This window comes from Roseibium album (assembly GCF_965233825.1).
In the GTDB taxonomy this organism is placed as follows: Bacteria; Pseudomonadota; Alphaproteobacteria; order Rhizobiales; family Stappiaceae; genus Roseibium; species Roseibium album.
The window spans coordinates 1,103,790-1,128,879 of record NZ_OZ247583.1 but is presented as its reverse complement, the minus strand read 5'-3'; the positions used below and the strand labels follow the sequence as shown (position 1 = coordinate 1,128,879).

The 25,090-nt window shown below is 58.4% G+C and carries 25 protein-coding genes; 8 read left to right on the top strand and 17 right to left on the bottom strand.

Going from position 1 to position 25,090, the window contains the following annotated elements:
• Window positions 1-56 precede the first annotated feature (56 nt).
• Window positions 57-818, bottom strand: coding sequence for a tellurite resistance TerB family protein (locus tag ACO6TI_RS05330; protein WP_104703131.1), 762 nt, complete (start codon window positions 816-818; stop codon window positions 57-59).
• A 138-nt stretch (window positions 819-956) separates the two neighbouring features.
• On the opposite strand from ACO6TI_RS05330, the gene ACO6TI_RS05325 reads away from it, so the two are divergent.
• Window positions 957-1,481 carry a hypothetical protein gene (locus tag ACO6TI_RS05325; RefSeq protein ID WP_196999516.1) on the top strand — a complete coding sequence of 175 codons (525 nt, stop codon included), beginning with the start codon at window positions 957-959 and terminating at the stop codon, window positions 1,479-1,481.
• 97 nt (window positions 1,482-1,578) lie between these two features.
• Here the strand turns inward: ACO6TI_RS05325 and ACO6TI_RS05320 are convergent, their stop codons facing one another.
• Window positions 1,579-2,049, bottom strand: coding sequence for an Lrp/AsnC family transcriptional regulator (locus tag ACO6TI_RS05320; protein WP_055115419.1), 471 nt, complete (start codon window positions 2,047-2,049; stop codon window positions 1,579-1,581).
• A gap of 129 nt (window positions 2,050-2,178) precedes the next feature.
• Between ACO6TI_RS05320 and hppD the strand changes: the two genes are divergently transcribed.
• On the top strand, window positions 2,179-3,291 hold the full coding sequence (gene hppD / locus ACO6TI_RS05315; RefSeq protein ID WP_422384489.1) for a 4-hydroxyphenylpyruvate dioxygenase: 1,113 nt from the start codon (window positions 2,179-2,181) through the stop codon (window positions 3,289-3,291).
• Between the two features lie 519 nt (window positions 3,292-3,810).
• Here hppD and gshB read toward each other — a convergent pair.
• The 3 genes from gshB to rsmI all read right to left on the bottom strand — a co-directional run bounded on the left by gshB (window position 3,811) and on the right by rsmI (window position 6,352).
• On the bottom strand, window positions 3,811-4,755 hold the full coding sequence (gshB, locus tag ACO6TI_RS05310) for a glutathione synthase (protein ID WP_422384488.1): 945 nt from the start codon (window positions 4,753-4,755) through the stop codon (window positions 3,811-3,813).
• A gap of 293 nt (window positions 4,756-5,048) precedes the next feature.
• Window positions 5,049-5,435 carry a YraN family protein gene (locus tag ACO6TI_RS05305; RefSeq protein WP_422384487.1) on the bottom strand — a complete coding sequence of 129 codons (387 nt, stop codon included), beginning with the start codon at window positions 5,433-5,435 and terminating at the stop codon, window positions 5,049-5,051.
• A 2-nt stretch (window positions 5,436-5,437) separates the two neighbouring features.
• A complete protein-coding gene (rsmI, locus tag ACO6TI_RS05300) occupies window positions 5,438-6,352 on the bottom strand; it encodes a 16S rRNA (cytidine(1402)-2'-O)-methyltransferase (RefSeq protein WP_196999514.1) in 915 nt (304 codons plus the stop codon).
• A gap of 175 nt (window positions 6,353-6,527) precedes the next feature.
• On the opposite strand from rsmI, the gene ACO6TI_RS05295 reads away from it, so the two are divergent.
• Both ACO6TI_RS05295 and coaBC read left to right on the top strand, forming a co-directional pair.
• Complete coding sequence (locus ACO6TI_RS05295; protein WP_104703137.1) at window positions 6,528-7,751, top strand: penicillin-binding protein activator; 1,224 nt, start codon at window positions 6,528-6,530, stop codon at window positions 7,749-7,751.
• A gap of 41 nt (window positions 7,752-7,792) precedes the next feature.
• Entirely contained in the window at window positions 7,793-9,016 is a 1,224-nt protein-coding gene (coaBC, locus tag ACO6TI_RS05290) for a bifunctional phosphopantothenoylcysteine decarboxylase/phosphopantothenate--cysteine ligase CoaBC (RefSeq protein WP_422384486.1), read from the top strand.
• Between the two features lie 192 nt (window positions 9,017-9,208).
• Here coaBC and ACO6TI_RS05285 read toward each other — a convergent pair whose 3' ends face one another.
• The 3 genes from ACO6TI_RS05285 to ACO6TI_RS05275 form a co-directional block, all read right to left on the bottom strand.
• Window positions 9,209-10,006, bottom strand: coding sequence for a DODA-type extradiol aromatic ring-opening family dioxygenase (locus ACO6TI_RS05285; protein ID WP_422384485.1), 798 nt, complete (start codon window positions 10,004-10,006; stop codon window positions 9,209-9,211).
• A gap of 170 nt (window positions 10,007-10,176) precedes the next feature.
• Window positions 10,177-10,758: an OmpA family protein gene (locus ACO6TI_RS05280; protein ID WP_055115404.1), complete on the bottom strand. Its 582-nt coding sequence runs from the start codon at window positions 10,756-10,758 to the stop codon at window positions 10,177-10,179.
• Between the two features lie 20 nt (window positions 10,759-10,778).
• Window positions 10,779-11,198 (bottom strand): hypothetical protein, encoded by a 420-nt coding sequence (locus ACO6TI_RS05275; protein ID WP_051644919.1) that lies wholly within the window; start codon window positions 11,196-11,198, stop codon window positions 10,779-10,781.
• A 174-nt stretch (window positions 11,199-11,372) separates the two neighbouring features.
• Here ACO6TI_RS05275 and dut point away from each other — a divergent pair, with 174 nt between their 5' ends.
• The 3 genes from dut to cysK all read left to right on the top strand — a co-directional run bounded on the left by dut (window position 11,373) and on the right by cysK (window position 13,563).
• Entirely contained in the window at window positions 11,373-11,822 is a 450-nt protein-coding gene (gene dut, locus ACO6TI_RS05270; protein ID WP_055115712.1) for a dUTP diphosphatase, read from the top strand.
• Between the two features lie 15 nt (window positions 11,823-11,837).
• Window positions 11,838-12,497, top strand: coding sequence for an HAD family hydrolase (locus ACO6TI_RS05265; RefSeq protein WP_196916911.1), 660 nt, complete (start codon window positions 11,838-11,840; stop codon window positions 12,495-12,497).
• Window positions 12,498-12,603: 106 nt separating this feature from the next.
• Window positions 12,604-13,563: a cysteine synthase A gene (gene cysK, locus ACO6TI_RS05260; protein WP_422384484.1), complete on the top strand. Its 960-nt coding sequence runs from the start codon at window positions 12,604-12,606 to the stop codon at window positions 13,561-13,563.
• Between the two features lie 127 nt (window positions 13,564-13,690).
• On the opposite strand, the gene ACO6TI_RS05255 is transcribed toward cysK, so the two are convergent.
• The 9 genes from ACO6TI_RS05255 to ACO6TI_RS05215 form a co-directional block, all read right to left on the bottom strand.
• Complete coding sequence (locus tag ACO6TI_RS05255) at window positions 13,691-15,490, bottom strand: NAD(P)-binding domain-containing protein (protein ID WP_422384483.1); 1,800 nt, start codon at window positions 15,488-15,490, stop codon at window positions 13,691-13,693.
• 171 nt (window positions 15,491-15,661) lie between these two features.
• A complete protein-coding gene (locus tag ACO6TI_RS05250; RefSeq protein WP_055115710.1) occupies window positions 15,662-17,410 on the bottom strand; it encodes a sigma-54-dependent Fis family transcriptional regulator in 1,749 nt (582 codons plus the stop codon).
• Window positions 17,411-17,518: 108 nt separating this feature from the next.
• On the bottom strand, window positions 17,519-18,121 hold the full coding sequence (locus ACO6TI_RS05245; protein ID WP_422384482.1) for a GNAT family N-acetyltransferase: 603 nt from the start codon (window positions 18,119-18,121) through the stop codon (window positions 17,519-17,521).
• 8 nt (window positions 18,122-18,129) lie between these two features.
• Complete coding sequence (locus ACO6TI_RS05240) at window positions 18,130-18,447, bottom strand: heavy metal-binding domain-containing protein (RefSeq protein WP_055115394.1); 318 nt, start codon at window positions 18,445-18,447, stop codon at window positions 18,130-18,132.
• A gap of 117 nt (window positions 18,448-18,564) precedes the next feature.
• Window positions 18,565-19,539 carry an ADP-ribosylglycohydrolase family protein gene (locus ACO6TI_RS05235; RefSeq protein ID WP_422384481.1) on the bottom strand — a complete coding sequence of 325 codons (975 nt, stop codon included), beginning with the start codon at window positions 19,537-19,539 and terminating at the stop codon, window positions 18,565-18,567.
• Window positions 19,540-19,667: 128 nt separating this feature from the next.
• Complete coding sequence (locus ACO6TI_RS05230) at window positions 19,668-21,194, bottom strand: YifB family Mg chelatase-like AAA ATPase (protein ID WP_104703146.1); 1,527 nt, start codon at window positions 21,192-21,194, stop codon at window positions 19,668-19,670.
• Between the two features lie 169 nt (window positions 21,195-21,363).
• Window positions 21,364-21,594, bottom strand: coding sequence for a hypothetical protein (locus tag ACO6TI_RS05225; RefSeq protein WP_055115388.1), 231 nt, complete (start codon window positions 21,592-21,594; stop codon window positions 21,364-21,366).
• A gap of 111 nt (window positions 21,595-21,705) precedes the next feature.
• Window positions 21,706-22,854 carry an MFS transporter gene (locus ACO6TI_RS05220; RefSeq protein WP_196878009.1) on the bottom strand — a complete coding sequence of 383 codons (1,149 nt, stop codon included), beginning with the start codon at window positions 22,852-22,854 and terminating at the stop codon, window positions 21,706-21,708.
• A 7-nt stretch (window positions 22,855-22,861) separates the two neighbouring features.
• On the bottom strand, window positions 22,862-23,896 hold the full coding sequence (locus ACO6TI_RS05215) for an L-histidine N(alpha)-methyltransferase (protein ID WP_196893357.1): 1,035 nt from the start codon (window positions 23,894-23,896) through the stop codon (window positions 22,862-22,864).
• A gap of 172 nt (window positions 23,897-24,068) precedes the next feature.
• On the opposite strand from ACO6TI_RS05215, the gene ACO6TI_RS05210 reads away from it, so the two are divergent.
• On the top strand, window positions 24,069-24,977 hold the full coding sequence (locus ACO6TI_RS05210; protein WP_055115382.1) for a LysR family transcriptional regulator: 909 nt from the start codon (window positions 24,069-24,071) through the stop codon (window positions 24,975-24,977).
• Window positions 24,978-25,090: the final 113 nt, after the last annotated feature.

The following is a 25,090-nucleotide window of genomic DNA, read 5'->3' as shown; positions in this document are numbered from 1 at the left end:
GGATCAAGGCCGGGACGACCATTTTCCAACGCGCAATAGCCGAGCTGGTTGTCTGACTATTCCGCCATTTCCGCTTCACGGACGGCCAGTTCAATCTCATCGATGAGGCCAGGTTCCAGGCCGAGACGCGCGGCGAGCATCTGCAGATAGGCCCTTTCAGCGGGATGGTCCGGATCGATGGCCAGACGGGAAGCCGCATAGATTTCGGCAGCCGATTCCGGACAGGTCGCACTGGCGACGATCTTGTCGAGATCAAGTGGTGAGCGGAGCTCATCCATCAGGAATGCCTTTGCCTCGCTGTCGAGACCGGCTTCGTCGATCTTGGCGAAGATCGTATCCTGTTCTTCCCTGTCGATGTGGCCATCCGCTTTTGCAGCCGCGATCATTGCCGACAGCAGAGCGACGGCAAATTCGTTCTCGCCGCCCGGTTGCTCTGCCGGGTCGAAGGCCGTGCCGCGCGGAGCCTCCAGGGGGATCGGCTCGTCCTGGGGATATTGTGGTCGCGGCGCGTTCTGCTGATTGGCCTTGTGGCCCTGGTAGGCCTTGTAAGCCAGACCGGCAACAAGCGCGAGACCACCATAGGTGACGGCTTTCTTGCCGATCTTCCGTCCGGACTTGGAACCAAGCATCAGTCCGGCGAGCCCGCCAAGCGCGAGGCCTCCGCCCTGGGACGACAGAAAATCCTTGCCCTGCGACATCAGGTCACCCGATCCACCGCGCTGCGCGGCTGCACCGCCCCGGCCACCATATTGACTGCCGGAAGGGCCTCCGGACTGACTGCCCAGGAACTGATCCAGCAAGGATTTAGCGTCAAACATCAATTGCTCCCTTGAACGGCCCCGCGCGGGGCAAATCACACTTTCCCTATCAGATGGTATTTTCTGCGGGGTGCGCAAGTTTGCGTTACATTTGGGTACAGAAACAAGAACACCACCCGATTTGGAATTTCCGAATAAATGGTCAGCAGAAAAGTGCGTGCAAGAGCATTGGCAGCTCACATGGCTCTGATTGCGCTGCTGTGCAGCGGAGACGCTGTGCGAGCGTTTTCCAGCAACGGGTCCCCGGACTCCTATTCGGAGATCCAAGATGATGAGCTAAAAAACACATTTCTCAGGATTCTGTCCGCTGACGGTGAAAGTTCGACCGGAAACCTGGTTTCGTTTCATGAGTCCGGTGACCCAGACAACCAGGTCGTTGTGCACGTGGTTCAGGACCGCGGCATTGCTCGCGGCACGCAGTACCCGACTTATGTTTTCAGAATCGTGGGTGAACTCGAAAGCCCTGACCTGATTTTCAAATCACACACGGGGACCCGTCTCTACCGCCACGACGAAGGCATTCCCGAAAGCGGATGTCTGCTTTCCGCCGAAAACGGTTACTCCGACGTCTGTCTTGCAGATGTTCAGGGCAACGCCGCACCAGACCTGCCGGGCCTGCGCAAGGACTTCTGGTCGGACCTGATCAAGCTTTTCGGTCTTTAGGACCGAATTCGAAACGCTCGCATTTGACGCGCGCGCCGTACCGGCCTTGAAGCGTCGCAGATGGTTGTTTCGTTCCCTGCAGGGCCGCATTCATACTTTAACGACCCAGTGGCAACAAATTGTCGTCCTTCAGCGTTTCCATTGCAATCGACGAGCGCACATGGTGGACCGCCTCTTGTGGAAGGAGGTCGTCGTTGATGATGCGGCTCAGGGTTTTGAGGTCGGGCACAACGATTTTCAGCATGTAGTCGACATCGCCGGTCAGGGTGTGTGCTTCCTGGACTTCCGGCATGGCAATCACGACGTTCCGGAATTTCCGGGCATTTTCCTTGCTGTGCGCGCCGAGCGTCACGCCAATATAGGCCGTCACCGTCAGACCCAGGGCTTCAGGGTCGAGTGCGGCGCGGTAGCGGCGGATCACCCCTGTTTCCTCCAGTTTCTGACGGCGGCGGGAAACCTGGCTGGCCGACAGGCTGATCACGTCGCCAAGCTCCGCGTTGGTCAGAGCGGCATTGTCCTGCAATGCGGCGAGAAGTTTCACGTCATAGCCATCAAGCGCAACAGTCATGCATATATCCCAATATTTTCACACAGAACGTGCAAGATACTACGCGCAATCACGTGGATTGCACACACCCTGCGCGTCATCCGGGGCATTCTTTGTGGCAACAACAGACCTTTCGAAGGAGAACCAGTCATGGGACCGTTTCCGCACGATGCACCGCCAGCCCAGATCACCGCGCAGAATCCGGCCGGGACCGACGGATTCGAATTCGTTGAATTCGCGCATCGCGAACCGGAAAAGCTGGACGCCCTGTTTCGCAGGATGGGGTATCAACCCGTTGCAAGACACAGGACGAAGAACATCACCCTCTATCGCCAGGGTGACATAACCTATGTACTGAACGCCGAAAGCGGCAGCCATGGCATGAAATTCGTCGACGAACACGGACCGTGCGCACCCGCCATGGCCTGGCGGGTCGTGAACGCGAAACACGCGTTCGACCACGCGGTCGCAAAAGGCGCGACACCCTATGAAGGGGACGACAAGACGCTGGACGTCCCGGCCATTGTCGGTATCGGCGGTTCGCTGCTTTATTTCGTCGATACCTATGGCGACAAGGGATCGGCCTATTCGGATGAGTTCGACTGGCTGGATGCAACCGATCCGAAGCCGAAAGGTGTCGGCTTCTATTATCTCGACCATCTGACCCATAACGTCTATCGCGGCAACATGGACAAGTGGTGGGACTTTTACCGCGACCTCTTCAACTTCAAGCAGATCCATTTCTTCGACATTGACGGCCGCATTACCGGACTCGTCAGCCGCGCGATTACCAGCCCCTGCGGCAAAATCCGCATTCCGCTGAACGAGTCGAAGGATGACACCAGCCAGATCGAGGAATACCTGAAGAAGTACGGGGGCGAGGGCATCCAGCACATCGCGGTCGGGACCGACGATATCTATGACAGCACAGACAGGCTGGCGGCCAACGAACTCAAGTTCATGCCGGGCCCGCCGGAAACCTACTACGAAATGTCAAAGGACCGCGTGCAGGGCCATGACGAGCCGCTCGAACGCATGAAAGAGCACGGCATCCTGATCGACGGCGAGGGGGTTATCGACGGTGGCATGACAAAAATTCTGCTGCAGATTTTCTCAAAGACCGTGATCGGACCCATCTTTTTCGAGTTCATCCAGCGAAAGGGTGACGAAGGCTTCGGTGAGGGCAATTTCCGCGCCCTGTTCGAGTCGATCGAGGAAGACCAGATCCGCCGTGGCGTCCTGAATACGGAAGCCGCGGAATAAGGTCCGCGATGGTTCAAGGCACGGGGTTCCGGTTGGCAGTTCAGGGAAAGCAGCCAATCGGTCCCTCGTTACGGGTAACCCATCGCCTCTGTCGCCTCTGGAAATCGCTCGGCGCCGTCCCGAGAGACAGACGGCAGCCCCTCGTGACGAACGTGACCAAAAACCCTCAAACAAAGGTAAGAGGGTCGGACATTCGCACTCTCTGGCGTTCGGACTCCGGCACAACTTTTTGTTGCCTAAGTAATTGTATTTTTTAATTTTTTCAAAAAAGATTCATTTCTTCAAAATTTTTAACTATCTGATTTTGTTGATGTTTTCTCCTTGACTGGAAAGTTTCCGTGCTTTTTTCGATTTTTTTTTGATTTTCCGTGGAAGAACAATGGCCTCGGTGGGTTTTACTGACAGAGGCTGCCGTGTAGGCCCTCTGTTGCATTGTCTAAGCACACTAACTTTCACCTCCGCGTTCGCGCGGAGGTTTTTTTTGTCTGGCCGAAATATCAACAATGCACGCGGTCGAAATCAGGCCCGGACCTTGCCCTCCAGAACGTCCCAGACCATCGCAGCAACGTCCGGTCCGCCGAGATTTCGAATGGCGCGAATGCCCGTCGGAGCGGTGACGTTGATTTCGGTCAGCATGCCGTCAATGACGTCGATGCCAACCAGAATAAGACCCTTTTCCTTGAGCGAAGGACCAAGGCGCGCGCAGATCTCGCGCTCGCGATCCGTCAGGTCGCTGTCTGTGGGTGCGCCACCACGCACCATATTGGAGCGCAGGTCGCCTTCCGCCGGCACCCGGTTGACCGCTCCGGCAAATTCTCCGTCAACAAGAAGGATACGCTTGTCGCCGTGCTTCACGTTGGGCAGGAACTGCTGGATCACCCAGGGCTCGCGGAACGTGACATCGAAGAAATCATAGAGCGACCCGTAATTCAGATCGTCTTTTGTAATGCGGAAGACGGCCGCACCGCCGTGACCGAAGAGCGGCTTCATGACGATGTCGCCGTATTCTTCCCGGAAGAGATCGACCTCAGCCCGGTCCTTGGTAATCAGGGTCGGCGGCATGAGATCGGGAAAGTCGGTGACAAACAGCTTTTCCGGCGCATTGCGAACCTCCGCCGGGTTGTTCACGACAAGCGTTGCCGGGTGAATCTTTTCCAGAATGTGGGTCGCCGCGATATAGGAAAGATCGAAAGGCGGGTCCTGGCGCATCAGCACCACGTCCATCTCGCGCATGTCCGTGCGGGTCCTGCTGCCGAGCGTGAAATGGCTGCCTTTTTGGTCGCGCACCTCGACCGGTTCCAGCGCACAGAAGACCTCATCGCCACGTAGAGCGAGGCGGTCGGGCGTATAGTGATACAGTTCGTGGCCACGGGACTGCGCTTCGAGCATCATCGCAAAGGCGCTGTCTCCGGCAATGTTGATTGTCGAGATATGGTCCATCTGGACCGCTACTTTCAGAGCCATGAGGCAACTCCCGGCGGGTGCGCGACAGCGCTTTGAAGAAGATCAACGTGCGGCCATGCGATCGAACAGGACCGCGTAACTGCCGATCTCCTGGGATTTCAGATCAGTCGGTCCAGATATGCGGTCGCGATGCCGCTTTGTCCAGTGGGTGCGCGCCCGGTGTATTTGCTAGAATTCCAATGAACAGCTGAAATTTCTGTACAGGCCTCGACCCGTTATCAAGAAGGCAGGTCGAGGAGGGCCCCCGATCGGTCAATGGCCGCGAGAAGGATGCGCCCAGGCTGTTTTCCGACCTAGTCCCAAGCCTCGAATGCATTTTCGATCCGCTCGGGCAAGGCCCAGGGCCGGATGACAATGACGTCGAAGCGGAGCGTGAAGAACCCCGCCTTGGGATGTTCGGAAACAAAGATTTTCGCGGCCCGGGTAATTCGTTTCTGGCTGGCAGGCGTGACGGCTTCCAGCGCCGCACTCCGGGTCTTCCTGGCCTTGACCTCGACGAAAGCAACGGTCTTGCGTCGTTTCGCAATCAGGTCTATCTCGCCTGCCCCGGTCTTGTAACGGTGCTTCAGGATGCGCCAGCCGGTGAGGCGCAGGTACCAGGCCGCCCAGGCTTCCGCGGACAGGCCCCGGGCATGGGACCGGCGGCGCTGCGCCAGGGAGTTTTTCCTCTGCCCCGGCATGGTCAGCCGTCTCCGGCTTTCAGGTCGAGCGCGCGCTGGTAGACGTCCTTCCGGTCCAGCCCTGTCGCCTTTGCAGCTTTCTTGGCAGCAGCACTGACCGGCATCTCCTTCAGCGCTTCAAGCAGCAGCGCGTCCAGGTCAGAAGCGTCGGCTTCGGGCCGCTCGTCGGGCGGACCCACCAGGATAACGATCTCACCCTTCACCTGCATCTCTTTGAATCGGTCGGCGAGTTCGGACAGCGAGCCGCGCTCAAACGTCTCGAACCGCTTGGTCAGCTCACGTGCGACCACGGCTTCCCGACTGCTACCCAGTACCGTTGCCATCAGCTCCAGTGTCGCACCGGTGCGATGCGGGGATTCGAAAAAAATCAGCGTTCCGGGCACCCTTGCCAGCTCTTCCAGCCGCCTGGTTTTCGGGCCGCCCTTTTGCGGCAGAAACCCGGCAAAGAGCACCGTGTCACTCGGCAGGCCCGATGCGACGAGCCCGGCGAGAGGTGCGGACGCACCCGGAATCGGAATGACCCGGTGGCCCGCGTCCAGAACTGCCCGAACAAGCCGATAGCCTGGATCGGAAACAAGGGGTGTTCCCGCATCGGAAGCAAGGGCCACAGCCCTGCCGGCCTCAAGTTCGGCCAGGATCTTCGGCCTCTGCTTGTCGGCATTGTGTTCGTGATAGGCAACCAATTGGGTCTTCAAGCCGAACTTCTGGGTCAGGGTCGCAGTGACGCGCGTGTCCTCGCAGGCAATGAAGCTACTCGCCGCCAGGGTTTGCAGAGCGCGGACGGTGATGTCACCGAGATTGCCGATCGGCGTCGAAACAATATAAAGCGCCGGCTCAAGATTAGGTGCGCTGAAAGCGTGTTCGGCGAGGCTGTAACGGTTCCTGTCCGCAACTGCAGCTGGTGAATCGCTCTCCATATGGGCTCCAAGATTTGCTTGCCGGATAGAGGTCCTTGTCACTGCGCTAACCGCAGGACGCTGCCGATGCAAGGTAAATCCACTGCTGATCATCGGGATATGCCGCTGACGTCGCCCAAAAACTGGACATGACACGAGCGAATACGTAAGTCTTGCCAGAGGTGAAAAAATAACAATGGCAAGTGCGATGCGGGGCAAAACCGGACAGCAACAGAGACGGCAGTTTTTGAAGACGGCGCTTGCCTGCAGCAGCGCATTCGCGCTTTCAGGCTGCCTCGGATCTTCACTCGGCTCGCTGCCGGGCGATCAGGTGCAACCTACCGCCCAGCCCCAGACGACAGGTGAGGTCATCGGGACCGGCAGTGTGCGGGTCGGTCTGCTGTTGCCCCTGGCCGCCAGTGGTGGCAATGCATCCATCGGCACCGTTTTCAAAAACGCCGCCGCGCTTGCACTGCAGAATTTTCCGAATGCGGACGTCCAGCTTCTGGTGAAGGACACCGGCGGGACGGCCGAAGGCGGGCGAAGTGCCGCTCAGTCGGCAATCTCGGAAGGCGCCGAACTGATCCTTGGACCTGTCTTCGCACCGGCAGTTTCCGGCGCCGCAGCAGCAGCACGGGCCACTGGTGTCCCGGTCATCGCGTTTTCAACCGACACGTCCGTCGCGGCACGCGGTGTCTATCTTCTGAGTTTTCTTCCCGAATCCGATGTCAAGCGGATCATCGGCTATGCCAACAGTCAGCAGAAACGCTCCTACGCCGCACTCATACCGGATGGTTCGTACGGGGCTGTCGTTGAAGCCGCCTTCCGACAGGAAGTCGGAAAGGGTGCAGGCAGGATCGCGACCATCCAACGTTACAAGATGTCAGGCTCGGACACGTCGGATCTGGTTGCCAAGACCGCTGCACTGAAGTCCGTCACGAACAACATCGATGCCTTGTTCGTGCCGGCCGGCGGCGGCGTTCCTCCTCTTGTCGTACAAACTCTCGTCAGCCAGGGTGCAAATCTCGGGAACATCAAGATCCTGGGATCCGGGCAGTGGGATTCAGCGCAGGTCAAGAACAACTCCGTGCTGGCGGGCGCGTGGTTTGCCGGCCCTGAAGACAAGGGGTTCCAGGGATTTGCAAGACGCTATCAGAGCACGTACGGAGCGACCCCGCCTCGCAATGCCAGTCTTGTCTATGACGGCGTTACACTTGCCGCCGGCCTGATCCGCTCCGCTGGTCCGCAACGCTTCCAGCAGAGCATCATGACGAACCGCGACGGATTTATCGGGATCGACGGCCTGTTCCGTTTCAAGTCGAACGGATTAAACGAACGTGGGCTCGCGGTATATCAGATTACCGGGCGGGGCACCGAAGTGATTTCACCGGCGCCCAGGGATTTCCGTACCGGTTTCTGATACATCTTCGGTCTGTATTCTTCTAAAGGGCTCTAGCCTCCATGCTCAACGGCAAGCAGATCGTGTTGATCATCAGCGGCGGAATTGCCGCCTACAAGTCGCTTGATCTCATCCGGCGGCTCAAGGAACGTGGTGCGCGTGTTATCCCGGTCATGACCGCAGGCGCTCAGGAGTTCATCACTCCGCTTGCCGTAGGTGCGCTTTCAGCCGAGAAAGTCTTCACAAGCCTGTTCGACCGGGAGGCCGAACACGATGTCGGCCACATCCGACTGGCGCGGGACCATGACCTCGTCCTGATTGCGCCGGCAACGGCAAACCTGATGGCCAAGACGGCTCACGGTATTGCCGACGATCTTGCCACAGCCGTGCTGCTGGCGACGGACAAACCCGTTCTTGTCGCACCAGCGATGAATCCAAAGATGTGGCACAACGCTGCGACGACACGCAACATCACCATCCTGCAAGAACGCGGCATCAGGTTCGTTGGACCTGCGAGAGGCGAGATGGCAGAAAAGGGTGAAGCCGGTGTCGGCCGGATGAGCGACCCCCTGGAGATCGTAGCCGCTGCCTCGGCGGTTTTGCGCGATGAGGAAATCAGGCAGAACCGTCTTCCGCTGGCCGGCAAGCATGTCCTGATCACTTCCGGCCCGACCCACGAGCCCATCGATCCCGTGCGCTATATCGCGAACCGTTCATCGGGCAAACAGGGCCACGCTCTGGCGGTGGCCGCCTATGAAGCAGGTGCGCGCGTGACGCTGGTGTCCGGTCCGGTTGACCTGGCAGATCCCGACAATATCGACACAATTCGTGTTGAGTCGGCGGCGGACATGCTTTCTGCCGTCAAATCATGCCTTCCTGCCGACATAGCGATCATGGCAGCCGCAGTGGCCGATTGGCGAGTCGCGTCCGAAGGTGCGCAGAAGATCAAGAAAGACGGTAGCGGCAAGCCACCGGCGCTCGGGCTCGTCGAGAATCCCGATATTCTGGCAACGGTCGGACATCACGAAAGTCTGCGCCCTAAACTGCTGATCGGCTTTGCCGCTGAAACACAGAACCTGATTGACAATGCCCGCTCGAAGCTGGAGCGGAAAAACGCCGACTGGATCATCGCCAACGATGTCAGCCCGGAAACGGGAATCATGGGTGGCGATGCCAATACGGTGCGCCTCGTCAGCCGGGATGGCGTGGAAGACTGGCCCGAGATGAACAAGGCTGAGGTCGCCCGGCAGATTGTTGCCCGGGCGGCGGCTGCGCTGGATGGATGATCGGCCGTCGCGATGTGAGACGATCCACCCATTCGAGCATCAGTGAATAAAGGATACCTGCCTGGAAGCGAGGACGAACCCGCTTGAGGTCAACTGCCGGGGTCCGGAAACCCCAGATCCCGAATACGGGTAAGGCATTTCGCAATTCCCGCGCCGCGACAAGCCACTGCCAGTCAGATCCTTAACAGCCTTTCAGGCTGCCTCGGCCGCGAAGCGGAAGTAGCTCATGCTGATTGACCCGTATTCATAGCTGCGGTGCAGAAGTTCGGCGCGGGCCTCCTGGCCGGCAGCACCGAAGGCAAAAAACAGCGGCAAGAGGTGCTCCTCGGTCGGATGATTTCGCCGGAAGTCCGGGACGGCCTCCAGATCCCTGAAATAGTCAATCGATCCGGCCTCCAAACCGTCGTCGAGCCAGCGATCAAAATTCCTTGCCCAGTCCGGGGCATCCGAGCCCTGAGGCCTGATATCCCCCAGATTATGCGTCGTGCTTCCGGAACCGGCAATCAGGACACCTGTTTCCTTCAGAGGTGCAACCGTTCTGCCCAGCTCGTAGACGGTTTCCGGCGTGCTTCCATCGGGAAGCGACAGCGCGGTAACCGGAATGTTCGCCCGGGGAAATGCAAGGGACAGGGGCACCCAGGCACCATGATCAAGGCCCCGGTCGCCATCGAGTTCGACTTCATAACCGGCGTCCTCAAGCAGTCTCGCCGTTTCGTCAACCCGGTCTTCGTCGGCTCTGGCCGGATAGGACATTTCATGGAGCTCGGGCGGAAACCCGCGGAAATCATGGTAGGTACGCAGCGGACCCGGGGCCGAGAGTTTCAACCCCTCGGTTTCCCAATGGGCAGACAGGATCAATATGGCATCCGGCCAGCTCCTGCTGTCCGCAAAGGATTTCAGGAATCGGCTTGCCGATGTGTCCTCTATTGCCAGTGTCGGGGCGCCGTGGGCAAAAAAGACAGGGGATATGGGCTTTTGAGCCTCGGACATACAGGCTCTCCTTCATGCAATTGATTTTGAAACTTCCCTGAAGATAGAGAGCTTCGGGATGATCGGAAGGTTCGTTTTTGAAGAAGGCCTGTTCCCGATTCAGGAACAATCGCAAAGAAAAACCGCTCCCGAGTGTCCGGGAGCGGTCATGAATCGCGCGGAAACCGGGCTTAGCGGTAGCCGACGTTGATCAATTGAACACGGCGATTGATGCCGGAATCCGGTTTGGACGGATCTCTCAGCTGCTCCTCGCCAAGGCCGACGGCCTGCAGATATTTCCCCGGAACCTGGAACGTGGTCACGAGTGCTTCGCGGACCGACTGCGCGCGCTTGATGGAGAGTTCCAGATTGTAGTCACGCGGACCGGTCGCATCGGTGTGCCCGACAATGAAGAAGGTCTGACCCTGCAGATAGGGCGTATGCAGTGCATCTGCGATCACGCCGACCGTTTCATAGGACTCTGGACGAATGCGCGCCGAGTTCAGGTCGAAGGTGATTTCCACGTTGAACTGACGCAAAGACGCAAGCTTGTCCCACAACGGCAGATTTCCGGGCGAGTTGGCTCCAGGATATTTCTGGATGTTCTCAAAGGCAGCCTTCTGCAGCTCGTCGGCGCTGACATCGACCTTCTGCTGGGCGCCCTGAAGCGAGTTGATGATTTCGTTCCGGTTGAGCTTCGTCTGGGCGGCGGCACCGGAAACGGAGACAGCAAGCAGAGCAGCCGAGATACCGGCGAAAAGGATCTTCTTCATAAATTTTCTCCCGGGATTTCTTAGCGGTATCCAGCCAGATCGATGGCGGTGTTACATTTTTTGCCGACGGAAGGCTGTGCCTTCAGGAGGCAACGCAGAACGTGTCCGGCACCGGGCTTGACGCCTTTGCAGTATTGCGCGGCGTCACGCTGACAGATCTTGGGCGCGGCTGCCTGTGCCGCGAGCCGCTCCTGAATGAGGGTAGCGACCACGGCACGGTCCGCGTTGCACTTCTGGGAGACCTTGGCCTGGTTCTGGTCCAGGCACTTGCCGATACCATTGTTGGCCAGCGTCGCGGTCTTGCAGTATGCGTTAATGTCCTTGCCGCAACTTGCAGACAGGATCTTGATCGCCTCAGCGAACCCCACCGTCTGCGCAAATGCCGCCGGGGCGGTTGCCAACAAAACACCTGTCGTGAATGCGAAAATCAAACGTCTCATGTTGCAAATCTCCCAACCAAGGCAACATTACTTCGGGGCAGAGTGTTTCAGGAGATTCTCTAAACTTCAAGGCGTTAGCTGAATTTTCTGCGAAACAAAAAAACACCCTTGCCAATCTTGACAGGAGGTGCCGAATATCACGCAGCGATTGGCCTTCCAACTCTGGACAAAAGAATGCACGCGACCCTGCAACTGAAACGCCTCGAACATGGCAAGGACCTGCCCCTGCCCGCCTACCAGTCGGAACTGGCAGCCGGTCTCGACCTTCTCGCGGCAGTCGACGACCCCGTGATTCTCGCCCCGGGACAACGTGCACTGGTACCAACCGGTCTTTCCATGGCGCTGCCGGCCGGATTCGAAGCCCAGGTTCGTCCACGGTCCGGTCTCGCGGCCAAACACGGCGTTACGGTCCTCAACACGCCAGGCACGATCGACGCGGATTATCGTGGCGAGGTCAAGGTTATCCTGATCAATCTGGGAGATGCTCCTTTCGAGATTACGCGCGGAGAGCGAATCGCACAGATGGTAATCGCTCCGGTGCTTCAGGCCGAGATCACCGAAGTCGCGGTCCTGTCCGACACCGAGCGTGGTGTGGGTGGTTTCGGTTCGACCGGCCGCAATTGAGGAACAGCCATTCCAATGACACCACATCTGGTCATTTTCGACTGTGACGGTGTTCTGGTGGATACCGAACGCCTGACAAACCGGACCATGGCCGCACTCTTGACCGAATACGGTTGTCCGATGACCGGTCCGGAATGCCAGAAGCGCTTCATGGGGCGGACACTGGAAGCGGTACAGGAGACGGTTGAACAGGAGCTTGGCCGGAAGCTTCCTTCCGATTGGCTGGTTCAGCTTCGCGCCCGTGACCTTGAGAGTTTCAAATCTGGCGTTTCTCAAGTGCCGGGGGTCGCGAAAGTCATGGACATGCTCGACCAGCGCGGAATTCCATATTGTGTCGGTTCATCGGGCAAATACGAGAAAATGCACTCGACGCTCGGCAGTGCTGGCCTTCTGGAGCGCCTGAAAGACAAGCTCTATTCCTCGCAGGATTGCGCGAAAGGAAAACCGGCACCCGACATATTCTTGCTGGCGGCAAGGTCCATGGGACACACGCCCGAGACATGCGTTGTCGTCGAAGACAGCCTCCCGGGCGTGATGGCTGCGAAGGCTGCAGGAATGCGCGTCTATGCCTATGTCGATGATCCGGTCTGTGACCGCGACGCATTGCGCGAGGCCGGTGCCATCCTGTTCGAACGCATGTCGGACCTGCCCGGCCTACTTGTTTCCGGCGCGTGAAAAGGTGGCGGAACAAGGGGTTTCTCGCCTCCGGGGATGACGGGTCCTTTAAAACCTATTACGACGGACACCATCTAAGAGGTCGGTCAAGCCAGGGAGAAGTGCCATGACGATGAAAACCAGCGGTCGCGGAAAGATCTATGCTTCGATTACCGAAACTATTGGCGATACGCCGATCGTGCGGCTGGACCGTCTGGCCAAGGCCCATGGTGTAAAGGGCAACCTGCTTGCCAAGCTTGAATTCTTCAACCCCATCGCCAGCGTCAAGGACCGGATCGGCGTCGCCATGATCGAGGCAATGGAACGGGATGGTCGCATTGCACCGGGAAAGTCCACGCTGGTGGAACCGACCTCCGGCAATACCGGCATCGCGCTTGCCTTCGTTGCAGCGGCAAAGGGCTATCGCCTCATCCTGGTCATGCCCGAAACAATGTCTGTCGAGCGTCGGAAGATGCTCAAGATCCTCGGCGCCGAACTGGAGCTGACCGATGGTGCCAAGGGCATGAAGGGCGCTATTGCACGCGCCGAGGAACTCGTCAACGAGATCGCCGGGGCAGTGATACCGCAACAGTTTGAAAACCCGGCAAATCCCGAAATCCATCGCAACACGACAGCGGAGGAGATCTGGAACGATACCGACGGCGCTATCGACGTCTTCGTGTCCGGAATAGGCACAGGAGGCACGATCACCGGTGTTTCCCAGGTTCTGAAACAGCGAAAACCGGACATGCATGTGGTCGCCGTCGAGCCGACGGACAGCCCGATCCTGTCCGGTGGCGAGCCCGGACCTCACAAAATCCAAGGCATCGGCGCGGGCTTTGTACCCGGCGTTCTGGATACCGGGGTCTATGACGAAGTCGCTACGGTCTCCAACGAAGATGCCTTTGCCATGGCCCGGGAAGTCGCAAAGATGGAAGGTTTGCCCGTCGGCATATCCTCCGGGGCGGCGCTGACTGCCGCCATCCGGGTTGGCCTGCGAGACGGCATGGAGGGAAAGTCCATTGTAGTTATCATTCCGTCCTTTGCTGAACGCTATTTGTCGACAGCCTTGTTTGAAGGTCTCTAATGATGACTGTTGCGACCGATGGAGAGTAACCATCGCGCTTTTCCCGCCGTCATGAGGACCATATGTAAACGGGGACCTTCGTCCCCGTTTTTTGCCATTGATTACGCCAAGATACGGTTTGAGGACGTCACGAAAGGTGATGGACGTCCTGCAGTCCATAAACCGGCGTCTCGAGGCCTTCCATGCGTGCTTTCAGCTGCAGGGAGAGAAACTGGGAGTAGTGACGTGACTGGTGCAGATTGCCCCCGTGGAACCAGAGAGCGTCCTGCTGGGTCGGCTTCCACATGTTGCGCTGTTCGCCTTCCCAGGGTCCGGGGTCCTTGGTCGTGTCCGACCCCAACCCCCAGACCTTGCCAACCTTGTCCGCCGTATCCTGGTCCATGAGATCGGCGACCCAACCATTCATCGAGCCGTAGCCGGTGGCATAGACAATGACATCCGCTTCCAGCTTGCTGCCGTCGTCGAGGATCACTCCGTCTTCAACAATTTCGGTGACCTGGCCCCGCTTCAGCTTAATTTCACCGTCAATTATGAGCTGGCTGGCACCGATGTCGATGTAATAGCCGGATCCACGACGCAGATATTTCATGAAGAGACCGCTTTCATCGTCGCCCCAGTCCAGCCAGAAGCCGGCCTTTTCAAGCCCGTCGTAGAAATCCGCATCCCGCTTTTTCATCTCCGCGTAAGCCGGTATCTGGAATTCGTGGAGAATGCGATAGGGCAGGGATGCAAAGATCAGATCCGCCTTTTCTGTCGTCATTCCGGACCGGACGGCTTCCTCGGAATAAAGCGCCCCAAGTCCCACGTCCATCAGCGTGTCAGAGCGGACGATGTGTGTCGACGAACGCTGGACCATCGTGACGTCGACGTCGTTTTCCCAGAGCGCCGCGCAAATGTCGTGCGCGGAATTGTTCGAGCCGACGACAACGGCTTTCTTGCCGCGATACGCATCCGGTCCGGGATGTTTTGAGGAATGATGCTGGTCGCCCCTGAATTTTTCCATGCCCGGAAAAGCCGGAACGTTCGCCTTGCCCGACATGCCTGTCGCCATCACCAGCTGTTTTGGGCGCAAGGTGACTTCTTCGCCGTCCCGGTCGACAACAATTGTCCATTCCCCGGTTGCCTCATCATAGCTTGCCGATTTGGCGATCGACCTGGTCCAGTAGTTCAGCTCCATGACCCTGGTGTACATTTCGAGCCAGTCGCCGATCTTGTCCTTCGGGCTGAAGACCGGCCAGTTTTCCGGAAACTTGATGTAGGGCAGGTGGTCGTACCAAACCGGATCGTGAAGACAGAGAGACTTGTAGCGGTTTCGCCAGCTGTCTCCTGGCCGCTCATTTTTCTCGACTATGATGGTTGGAACACCCAGTTGTCGCAGCCTGGCGCCGAGTGCGATCCCGCCCTGACCGCCACCGATGATCACGCAATAGGGCTGTTCCGTGTAGCCCAATTCGGCATTTTCCCGTTCGCGCTCCTCTTTCCAGGTCGGCCTGTTCTTGCCGGCGCCATGTTTGGCGCCGAGGGGCCGCTGAAAGCCTTTTGGCTCCTCATGGCCCTTGATCTCGACCATGGTGGTCAACAAGGTCCAGATCTTGTTGTCCTTCAGTCGGATCAGGCCGAAGCATCGGGCCTGCTTCGTTTCAAACTGGATCCAGGCCGTTACAACACCACCTTCCTCGGTTGGTACTTCACCCTCCGCAATCGTCCAGTTGGCTGGCGCGATCGTTGCCAGCTGCCGCGTCAGCATGCCCCTGACCTGATCCTTGCCTTCGACGGTCTTGATATTCCAGGTGAAGGCTACAAGATCCCGCCAGTAGCAATCGTCCTGAAACATGTTCACGGCTTCGTCTACATTATTGTCTTGCAGTGCCTTTCCGAATGACTTGAGAAAGGTTTCGGTCTGATGAACCAAGGGTGTGTCGAGCATTCTATTCCTCCCATGTAATCCTGTCTGGAAGAATTGCAGAAGAGACGGCAGTTTCGCCATCTCTGCGACGCCGATTGAATAAGTAAAGCCGAAGAAATGTCCATTCCTGTTGCGCGCGCAACACCGTGCAACACAGGGATACGATCCGGAATGTGTTTGCGACCGGCCCGATCAGCGTTTGCCAGAAAGTCCAGCCTTGCGCATTCGGCGCAGAATGGTTGACCGATTGACCCCGAGCCGTCTGGCGACCAATGACATGTTCCAGCTGCAGGCATCGAGCAACGCCTCAAGGTCGTCATCCGGGTCGGTTTTCGAATGAATTGAGCCGGAAGGCGGCGGCAGATCCGGAAGGTCGATAACCGACCCCTCCACAAGGGCCATTGCAATTTCCAATGCCGTTGCAAGTTCCCGGATGTTTCCGGGCCATTGCCGGCTGCCGAGTTCAGCTCGGGCTGCCGGTGACAGCCGAACATCCTTCGGAGAGCGTCGAAGCAGCCGATCGACAAGCCAGTCAAAATCCTTCCGGTGCCGGAGCGGTGGAATGGAGATGACCGACCCCGCCAACCTGAAGTAAAGCTCGGGTCTGATCGCCTCGAAAGTGCCGCTATCAGCAGCCTCCCGGCGCGCCGAGGCTATGATCCGCAGATCATTTCGTGTTTCGAGCAATGCGAGGATGAGGGCCTGTCCTTCATCATCCAGATCCTCAATGCCACGCAGGAACAGCGTTCCCGCTCCGCCCTCCGCGATCCCGTCGACCTTTTCCTTCCGGAGCGCGGAGCAACACAAAGTGTGAAAGGCGCGGTTTGAGGGTCCGAGGACATGAACCGCCCTTGCAAGGTATTCCTTGCCCGTGCCGGTTTCGCCTACCAGCAGGAGAGGAACCTGGGTCGGTGCCAGCCGGTCCACCTTGGCGGCGATCTGGGCGAGCGCAGGGTCCGGGCCGCCAAAATTTCGCAAGGGGCCGGACAGGGCGCCAATGGCCTGCGGACGAGAGACACGCGCCGACTGGGGAGCGATCGCGTGCCCATAAAGGCCACGCCCGTCTCGCAGGCGCAGAACACGTTCTTCGGGAGGCCTGCCCCGCATGAGGTCCGGCAGATCATCAATATTCAGGTCCATGTGCTGGTCTATTCTGGTTCCGATCAATTCGGCAGCACCTGACGGGGCGAGACATTCCAGCGCCCCATGGGTCATGCCCGTGATGTGACCGCTGTCGTCAAGCGCGACAGCTGCTTCGGGATCAACTTCCAGAAATTCTGCAGACGTGGAAAACCGCAGGACCCATTCCCTGCGTGTCATTGCCATGAGATTGGCCATTTCAACGCGGCGCGCCGATGCCTTGACAAGGTTCATCGCAAGATTCTGCGTCGACTTGGGACTTGGTGAGCGCAGGAGAGACACATCCAGGACGGCGGCCAGGTTTCCGCCCGTATCGAAGATCGGCGCCGACGTGCAAGAAAGCGGTGTGTGTGACAATCCGAAATGATCGCCCTGGTGTATGGTCACCGCCTCGCCGGTCACGATGCAGGATCCGACCCCGCAAGTGCCCGCCAGGTCTTCGGACCAGTCGGAGCCGAGATACAATCCGGCCCTGCGCAGGTCTTCCTCAAACCGGGGATCGCCGAAGAAGTCGACACAGATGCCCTTGGCATCTGCCAGAAGAAGCACGTAGTTTTGCCCCGCAACCTGCTTGAAAAGGGTTCGCAGGCCCGAGCGGGCGGTTGCGATCAACCGCTCCGATTGCTCCTGATGTTCCCTGAGCTGCTGCTCCGTAACGATATGGGCCGGTTCCGGCCGCGTCGGGTCCATGCCATAGGTCTGGACGCAGCGCCGCCAGCTTTCGGACACAAGTTCATCCCTGCCGGTCTCCTGTCCTTTCAGGACCCGGTCGATTTCGCTGACATGTTCGGTATCGCGCATGCCATCCTCCCTCGGCATAGCGTCACACGATAGCGCGACTGCTTGCCCGGGCACAACATGTGCGAAAGTGCCGTCCCTTCAATTGATGAAAGAAGGCCTGCGACACGATCAGTTGTTGTGCGGGATGATTGTTTCCATGCGTGTTGCAGCGGCAAATCCAAACACATGTTTGAACGGACCTGTTTCTTCTTTCGAAACGGCCTCGAATCCCATGCGCTCATAGAGCGCTCTCGCTCTATCATTCGTGTCGATGACATCGAGCCTGACGCGTTTCAATCCCTCGTCCGCGGCTTTCTGGATGATGGCTTTCAAAAGCGCGCTGCCGATGCCCCGTCCTCGCGCGCGCTCACTTACGAAGATGCCGTCCATCAACAGCAGTCCCGGTTCCGTATCCCGCTCCAGGATATTCAGCAGAAGACCGCGCCAAACTCCGCCGAAACGCCCATAAGCAGTACAGAGATCGCCCAGCGACCCGCCGGCAAAAGAGCCTTCTTCCGTCTTGTAGCCCGCCAGACCCAGCAAGGTGCCGTCCGTTGCAACAGCACTCAGGGCATAAGCCGGATCCAGCACGCTTTCCAGAAAACCGAGCGCTTTCGGTTCCGGTCCCATGACCTTTTCCAGTTTTCCGCGAAACGCCGACCAGAAGAGTGAGGCAGCAATCGATCGCTGATCTTCCGGAAAACCTGATTGCACAGTGAAACCGGCGACCATTTTGACGCCTACCGGATCCAGACTGCCGTGCCGGTTGCGCTGACCATCAGCATCGAACCGTTCTGACCAACAGTCTCATAGTCGAGATCGACACCGATAACCGCGTTTGCGCCCATTGCCTGGGCCTGCTGGCACATTTCGTTGACGGCTATCTCGCGTGCCTTGGCAAGCTCTTCCTCGTAGGCACCCGAACGTCCGCCGACGATATCCCGGATACCGGCGAACAGATCCTTGAACAGATTGGCACCAAGAATTGCCTCACCCGTTACCAGTCCCTTGTAATCCAGTTCCTTGCCCTGGACGGTGTTCGTGGTGGTCACCAGCATACGCTATCTCCTTGCAACAATGACACGGTGAGACATGGGGGGAAGCGTCTGGCAATGCAAGGAAATTGGATTGCCGATAAAACTTCGACAATTTTCCGCATTCTTCCTGGTCGATTCCTAGGAGCTTGTCTGCAATGAAACCAGCAGGAGAGCTTCGGTCAGTTTCCCAGCATCCGTTGGCCAATATTCCGGCGGCCGGGGGTGGACCGCACCAGTTTCGATTGTTGGCCGACAAGCCGCTATCGTATCGCACCATCGATCGGGAACTGCTGATCCACCCTGAGCTGCGCCAAGCAATGCACCACAGACAGCTGCATTTGTATCGGTGTCACCTCCACTCCCAACCGTCCAGATCACTGCTTCTTCCAGAGGCTTGTTTGAAAGCAGATGAAAGAAGGCATTCTGCAACGCCGTGAGAACCCAACCCATCTGATCGTAGAATTCATAGGGAGGTTCGGATTTCGCCAAAATCAGACGTTCGCGGACAGCTTTCGATCCTTGTGCCGTTTCCGGGCTGTGATGCGCGTAATCCCAGGCTGTCTGCCACATCGTTGCCGGATCATCGCCTCCAATTCCGCTCGCAATTGCAGCTGCATAGGCGGAACTGGCGGATTGGCAAATTGGGTGCGGGTGTGTTAGCGCTGCATCGCGCGCTGCAACTTTGGCCGCGAGCGCCGGATTGCCAGCTGCATATATTCCAACCGGGCTGACGCGCATGAGTGCGCCGTTGGCCTGACTATCTGATTTTGCCGATTGCCCGATCGACAATGCAGAGAGCCCGCTGGAAGTCGTAAGTCCAATATCGAAGGGTTCAGACTTCCACCAGCGAATGTAGGCTTCCGCGACGCTGCTTTCTTCAAACCCTTGCCTTGCTGCAATTGCGCGCGCGAGCGCCAAGGCCATTTCGCTATCGTCAGTCGGCTGACCTGCCAACAGGTTCCAGGTACCGCCATCCTTCAGATCTCTCACGCCGCCAGGATAAAGGTCTGCGATTTCCAGCGCATCCTTGAATTCAACGAGCGAGCCGAGAGAATCGCCTGCGAGCTGCCCAAACAGGCAGCCATACGCGCGATCCATCATTTCATTGGACATGATCCGCAATTGCCTTTCCTCCGTCTACTGGTGCTTCTCGAGACCAGAAGATCCAGGGCTTGCCGCCTCCGTCCGGACATACCGTTCGGCAAGATACCCCGATTGAAGGAATGTGGTGCCGTGCTTCCTCAAGCCGCCCGCCGCGAAGCGTCCCGGCCGCGATAACTCAATGCCTCCGCCAGGTGTATGCGACCAACCATGTCCTTGCCGTCAAGATCAGCGAGCGTGCGCGCCAGCTTCAGGACGCGGTGATAACCGCGTGCACTCAGCTGGAGCTTTTCAGCGGCATCTCGCAAGAATGCCAGGCCCAGCTCATCCGGCTGCGCCATGGTCTCGACAACCGAGGCAGGTGCCTGGGCATTTGTCCGGCAGGCAACACCCAGATCGAAAAACCGTTTTTCCTGGATGCGGCGCGCTTCGGCAACGCGTGCAGCGACGGCCGCGGACGGTTCGGCTTCGGCCGGGCCGATCAGATCAGCCGCGGTGACCGCAGGAACATCGATCCGGAGGTCGATCCGGTCAAGAAACGGTCCGGAAACACGGGTCTGGTATTCCGTGACGCAGCGCTCACCCCGGCGACACACATGTCCCGGCTCTCCCGCATGACCGCAACGGCAGGGATTCATTGCCGCCACCAACTGGATGCGCGCGGGATAGGTCACCCGGTGATTGGCGCGTGCGATCACCGCCTCTCCCGTCTCCAGGGGCTGGCGCAGGCTGTCGAGCACCTGCGGGTTGAATTCCGGCAGTTCGTCGAGGAACAGCACCCCGTTGTGCGATAGAGATACCTCGCCGGGCCTGGCCCGCAATCCACCGCCGATGAGGGCCGCCATGGACGCGGAGTGATGTGGAGAACGGAACGGCCGCCGGTCGGTCAACTTGCCTTCAGCCAGTTCGCCGGCAAGCGAGGCGATCATCGAGACTTCGAGCAGCTCGCGCGGGGTGAGCGGCGGCAGGATGGACGGCAGGCGGCTTGCCAGCATCGATTTTCCGGATCCCGGCGGTCCCGTCATCAGCAGGTTGTGTCCACCGGCGGCCGCGATTTCCAGTGCACGCCGGGCCGTCTCCTGTCCCTTGACTTCGGCAAGATCCGGCAAGGCTGCGGGGTTGCCCTGAAGCCTGGCAGCGGGACGCGAGAGCATCTGCGTTCCCTTGAAATGATTGGCAAGCTGGATCAGGGAGCGGGGGGCAAGAATATCCATTTCCGGATCCGCCCAGGCCGCCTCGCCGCCACTCGCTTCGGGGCAGATCAGCCCCTTTCCAAGGCCGTTCGCACCCATCGCGGCGGGAAGGACACCGGCGACCGGCGCCAGAGTGCCATCAAGGCCGAGCTCGCCCAGAACCGCATATCCATCCAGATATTCGCCCGGTATGGCACCAATCGCCGCCATCACGCCAAGTGCGATCGGCAGATCGTAGTGCGAGCCTTCCTTCGGCAGGTCGGCGGGAGCAAGATTGACCGTTACGCGTTTGGCAGGCAGGGCGAGCCCGGAGGCGGACAGCGCCGCCCTGACGCGCTCGCGGCTTTCGGCAACCGCCTTGTCCGGCAGACCGACGATCGTGAACGCGACCATGCCGGGGCCGACATGCACCTGCACGTCCACCGGGACAGCATCGATACCCTGAAAAGCGACCGTTGTTACCCGGCTGACCATACCCTGTCCTCTACCCTGAGATGTGGTTTGAGCGAAACACAGGAATGCGGGAGAATCAAGAACAAATATAGAACGAGTCCCGTTTGACCGTCCCCCGAGGATACGGTCAACCGTTCGGCAACAAACCGAGCACATGATGTTGCACAAAATGCGCAGATATTTCCGTTTTTCAGGAAGCGTAAATACGTAATGTGCGACCGGTACCGGGATATCCGCCGGCACCTGCGAGAACCTGCTCCAGATATTGCGGTACCTGAAAATCCTCACTTGTGGTCAGGCCATTCGATTCCAGCCACTCCGAAACAAGCTCAATCATCTTGTCCGGATCCTTCTCGAACATTGCGCGGCAAAGTTCGGCATCCAGCAGCAAATCATCATTCGACGTCTTGGGAACGATCATGGGCGCGTCACATCAGTTTTTACAATCATAGCGTGCCAGCATGTTGCCCGCTATTTTCCGCAAAGACCAGCACATTGCAGTTATGTGGGCCTACGCCACCATAATTCGGTGTTATGCGTTCCCGGCTGCAACTTCTCGTTCTCTGGGCCTGATCAACGCAAGAGCGCAGCACATCAGGCCCGACACGACGAACAGCATCGAGTGACCCAGCAGGGGTATTGCGAACCCGCCGGCTACAGGGCCCACACCCTGGCCGAGGGAAATCAGGAAAAAGGTCAGTCCGAACCCGATCGAGGGTGCGTCCCTGAAAATCCGCATGCTCCACATTCCGAAGAGCGCCGTCATCACGATAAAACCGGATCCGAAAAACGCGGCAGAAAAGTAAATCCCGTGCCGGACGCCGATCAGGAACGGCAAGGTCGCAACGGCAGCGCCGACGATCAGCGCCAGGACCCGATACGTCTGTCGCAGCCCCCAGCGATTCACCAAACCTCCCGCGAAACAGCCGGTAACGCCTGCCATGCCAAGAACAATCCAGAAAACGATGGCGTCCCTCGAATTGCCGGAAAGCTCCCACAGGAGCTCAACGGCATATGTCCAGTAGACCGCGGAGAATATGCCGAACAGGAATGCGGCAACAAAGAGCGGCCTGGCAGCGCCCTGCAAAAGAAAACGCGGGGAAATTGCCGCGCGGGCATTGGCGATCCTCGGACTGTGCCGCGGCAGCGTCCAGAAATTGCAAATCGTTATCGCGAGTGCCAGACCCGCGAACAGGAGCCATGCCAGGCGCCAGTCCTCGCCGGCAAACAATGCCAGCGGGCCGGCAAAGGCGACGCCGAACCCCGTACCGGAATTGATCCAGGCATAAATTGTGTTCTGGCGGCTTGGTTCGGTGTGCCTGACAATCACGTCGGAGAACGGCGGATATGCCAGTCCCGGACTCGTGCCGGCAAGAAACACGCCGAAGGCGAGTGTCAAGGCATCCGGGGCCACGGCGATCGTCGCCATTCCGGACGCGGCGGCCAGACCGCCAAGCATGATTGGCAATCTCGGGCCGAACAGGGTCGACAGGCCGGACCCGAGAAAGGTTGCCATGAGGTAGCCGGCATAGGACAGCCCTGCAATGAGGCCGATGGTTTCAGTCGACAGATTGAATTCCTGGCGGAACTCGGGAAGAAACAAGCCGAAGCAGTACCTGGCCAGGCCATAGGTCGCCGCGACGATCGCCAGCCCCGCAACCGTAAGGCCGCGGGTTTTCATCCCATTTTCATGCCCGGCGGGAGAGCTGGAAGTGAAGTGTCTCGTCATCGGTAAAGGTCTCGCCGGTAATCCTGAAAAATCCGCCATGCTCCCTGTAGAGGCGATATTGTTCAAGAGTGAGTTTCAGGCAGAAGTTGGACACGTGCAAGTTTCTTCCATTGATTGTACTTGAAAATTCCTCTCCCAATATGGCGACATGCGTCGTTTCATTCTCCTGAAACGGCACGGGCAGGAGAAAGAACCGGTTCAGCGTCGGAAGAGCGCGATCAACCGACTGCTCGAAGGCAATTCTGGAAAACCGCTGCATTGCCGGATGGGCATAGAAGTAGGGTATCTTTTCGGTGAAGTGTTTCGTGTAGAGCTGGCTCTCCGACAAGAGCAGATCGCCGGGTCTGGCAATGTCCCGGAGCCATTCGTTGACAACAAAAGGGTCGTCGTTGCCTTCCTGAAATCCCAGCATGGTAATGACAGCCGGCGGCGCGTTGTCTTCGACCACCTCGCTCAGGCGGAACTCATCGAATGAACAGGTCACGAACTGCAGGGGTACCCCGGGCAACGCCTCTTCGAGAGCAGTCCGCATGTGAGCAACCGACATCGGATTGATATCAACGGCAATGTACCGGTCAATTACAACGCCAAGCTTCTGGAGTGTTTTCAGGATAAATCCTGTTTTCACCGGCTCGGGCCCCAGTTCGACATAGACAAGCCGCTTGTCACCGAATTCCGAGGCAATCTGCGCGCAACTCCGACTGAGAGCATCCTTGAAGGATTGGCCATCGGCCTGCAGGCGCCCCAGCGTGTCGGAACCCACGCCGGTCTCGTTCAGCTCGCGCATCAACCGGAACACCTCATCCAGATGCCCCGTTGTCTCAAGGTCCCGGCCCTTGTTGGTGTATTTGACCCGATTGTCCTGCGTAACGATGCGGTCGAGACTGAATTCCGTGTGGGATGCGATGGCCCGGTGCACTCTGGATTGCAAAGAGCCCGCGGGCGATACCTCAATTTCAAGATCTGGCTGGTCGACTGTAAACGCGAGAGTCATGGCGATACCCGTTTTGACAAGAGGAATTCCCGGATTACGTGATATTGCCCCATATATAAAATTTATAATTGAAGAACCTCATAATAGAACGTTATGCTCCCGATCACGGACTTGTCCAAGAAAAGAGGCTGGCGGGTGTCTGCCGGCCGGCGTTAAGGCGGGATGACAGACAATGACCATCGGCCGTTTTAATATCGAATTGCTGGAAGCCTTCGTTGCTGTGGCGGAAGCCGGCAACGTGACCCATGCCGGCAGCAAGCTGAACCGCACCCAGCCTTGCGTAAGCACCCAACTCCGACGTCTGGAAGAGCGGGTCGGCAAACCATTGATCGAGCGGACCGCGCGCACGATGAACCTGACACCGGCGGGTCGAATTCTTTTTCAGCACGCGACGGAAATACTGAAGTCGCACGAAGAAGCCCGGTTGAGGCTGTCAGCTCCCGAACTCACAGGAACCGTTCATGTCGGCTTGCCGGAATGGTTCGCAACCGGGCAGCTTCAGTCGATCTTCTGCAATTTTGTCCGCATTCATCCCAACGTCAAACTTGAGATGACGGTCGCCGACAGTGCCACATTGCACGACATGCTCTCCAACAACGAGATCAACCTTGCCATCGCGCTGGTCACACCGGCAAAACCGGAACCTGCGGGCGTTGTCGAGGAGCAGCTTCACTGGGCCGTCAGCGAAGACTGCTCCCTGAGCGATCCGCTGCCGCTGATCCTCTTTCCGGAACCCTGTCCGTTCCGTGAACTCACTTTTCGCGCACTCGCCAGTGCCGGACGCCAATGGTACGAACGGATCACGACGACAAGTGTCGCCGCCGCCCAGGTGGCCGTGACTTCCGGTGCCGGTATCTGCTGTCTGCCGTCCGGAGCAATTCAGGAAGGCTTCACGCTGCTCAAGGAACAGGACGGTTTTCCTGCGCTTCCCGCCACGCAACTGGCGATTTATACGCCGTCCAAGGCACAGTCGCCGATCGTCGATTATCTGGAAGAACACCTCAGCGAACTGCTCAAGAACGCCATTGCGCCCCGCTCCGCGCTCGCCGGCAAGAACCAGCCTGATTTGCGGGTCGTGTGAAGCCCGCACAGGTGGCAATACCGGCGCTTCCTTTCAAGCATGATCCAGATCACGGTCTGAAGGCCCGTATTTTTTGACTGGTATTTTTACGGGGCACAGGGCAGCATTCTCGC

Bases quoted from the DNA above. Each gene is read 5' to 3' on its own strand.
- gshB (WP_422384488.1), bottom strand. From the start codon at position 4,755: ATGGCTCTGAAAGTAGCGGTCCAGATGGACCATATCTCGACAATCAAC.
- ACO6TI_RS05220 (WP_196878009.1), bottom strand. From the start codon at position 22,854: ATGAAAACCCGCGGCCTTACGGTTGCGGGGCTGGCGATCGTCGCGGCG.
- ACO6TI_RS05295 (WP_104703137.1), top strand. From the start codon at position 6,528: ATGGCAAGTGCGATGCGGGGCAAAACCGGACAGCAACAGAGACGGCAG.
- ACO6TI_RS05210 (WP_055115382.1), top strand. From the start codon at position 24,069: ATGACCATCGGCCGTTTTAATATCGAATTGCTGGAAGCCTTCGTTGCT.
- ACO6TI_RS05250 (WP_055115710.1), bottom strand. From the start codon at position 17,410: ATGCGCGATACCGAACATGTCAGCGAAATCGACCGGGTCCTGAAAGGA.
- coaBC (WP_422384486.1), top strand. From the start codon at position 7,793: ATGCTCAACGGCAAGCAGATCGTGTTGATCATCAGCGGCGGAATTGCC.
- ACO6TI_RS05285 (WP_422384485.1), bottom strand. From the start codon at position 10,006: ATGTCCGAGGCTCAAAAGCCCATATCCCCTGTCTTTTTTGCCCACGGC.
- ACO6TI_RS05280 (WP_055115404.1), bottom strand. From the start codon at position 10,758: ATGAAGAAGATCCTTTTCGCCGGTATCTCGGCTGCTCTGCTTGCTGTC.
- ACO6TI_RS05240 (WP_055115394.1), bottom strand. From the start codon at position 18,447: ATGCTGGTGACCACCACGAACACCGTCCAGGGCAAGGAACTGGATTAC.
- ACO6TI_RS05275 (WP_051644919.1), bottom strand. From the start codon at position 11,198: ATGAGACGTTTGATTTTCGCATTCACGACAGGTGTTTTGTTGGCAACC.
- ACO6TI_RS05230 (WP_104703146.1), bottom strand. From the start codon at position 21,194: ATGGTCAGCCGGGTAACAACGGTCGCTTTTCAGGGTATCGATGCTGTC.
- ACO6TI_RS05255 (WP_422384483.1), bottom strand. From the start codon at position 15,490: ATGCTCGACACACCCTTGGTTCATCAGACCGAAACCTTTCTCAAGTCA.
- ACO6TI_RS05225 (WP_055115388.1), bottom strand. From the start codon at position 21,594: ATGATCGTTCCCAAGACGTCGAATGATGATTTGCTGCTGGATGCCGAA.
- cysK (WP_422384484.1), top strand. From the start codon at position 12,604: ATGACGATGAAAACCAGCGGTCGCGGAAAGATCTATGCTTCGATTACC.
- rsmI (WP_196999514.1), bottom strand. From the start codon at position 6,352: ATGGAGAGCGATTCACCAGCTGCAGTTGCGGACAGGAACCGTTACAGC.
- ACO6TI_RS05215 (WP_196893357.1), bottom strand. From the start codon at position 23,896: ATGACTCTCGCGTTTACAGTCGACCAGCCAGATCTTGAAATTGAGGTA.
- ACO6TI_RS05320 (WP_055115419.1), bottom strand. From the start codon at position 2,049: ATGACTGTTGCGCTTGATGGCTATGACGTGAAACTTCTCGCCGCATTG.
- ACO6TI_RS05305 (WP_422384487.1), bottom strand. From the start codon at position 5,435: ATGCCGGGGCAGAGGAAAAACTCCCTGGCGCAGCGCCGCCGGTCCCAT.
- dut (WP_055115712.1), top strand. From the start codon at position 11,373: ATGCACGCGACCCTGCAACTGAAACGCCTCGAACATGGCAAGGACCTG.
- ACO6TI_RS05235 (WP_422384481.1), bottom strand. From the start codon at position 19,539: ATGTCCAATGAAATGATGGATCGCGCGTATGGCTGCCTGTTTGGGCAG.
- ACO6TI_RS05245 (WP_422384482.1), bottom strand. From the start codon at position 18,121: ATGGTCGCCGGTTTCACTGTGCAATCAGGTTTTCCGGAAGATCAGCGA.
- hppD (WP_422384489.1), top strand. From the start codon at position 2,179: ATGGGACCGTTTCCGCACGATGCACCGCCAGCCCAGATCACCGCGCAG.
- ACO6TI_RS05265 (WP_196916911.1), top strand. From the start codon at position 11,838: ATGACACCACATCTGGTCATTTTCGACTGTGACGGTGTTCTGGTGGAT.
- ACO6TI_RS05325 (WP_196999516.1), top strand. From the start codon at position 957: ATGGTCAGCAGAAAAGTGCGTGCAAGAGCATTGGCAGCTCACATGGCT.
- ACO6TI_RS05330 (WP_104703131.1), bottom strand. From the start codon at position 818: ATGTTTGACGCTAAATCCTTGCTGGATCAGTTCCTGGGCAGTCAGTCC.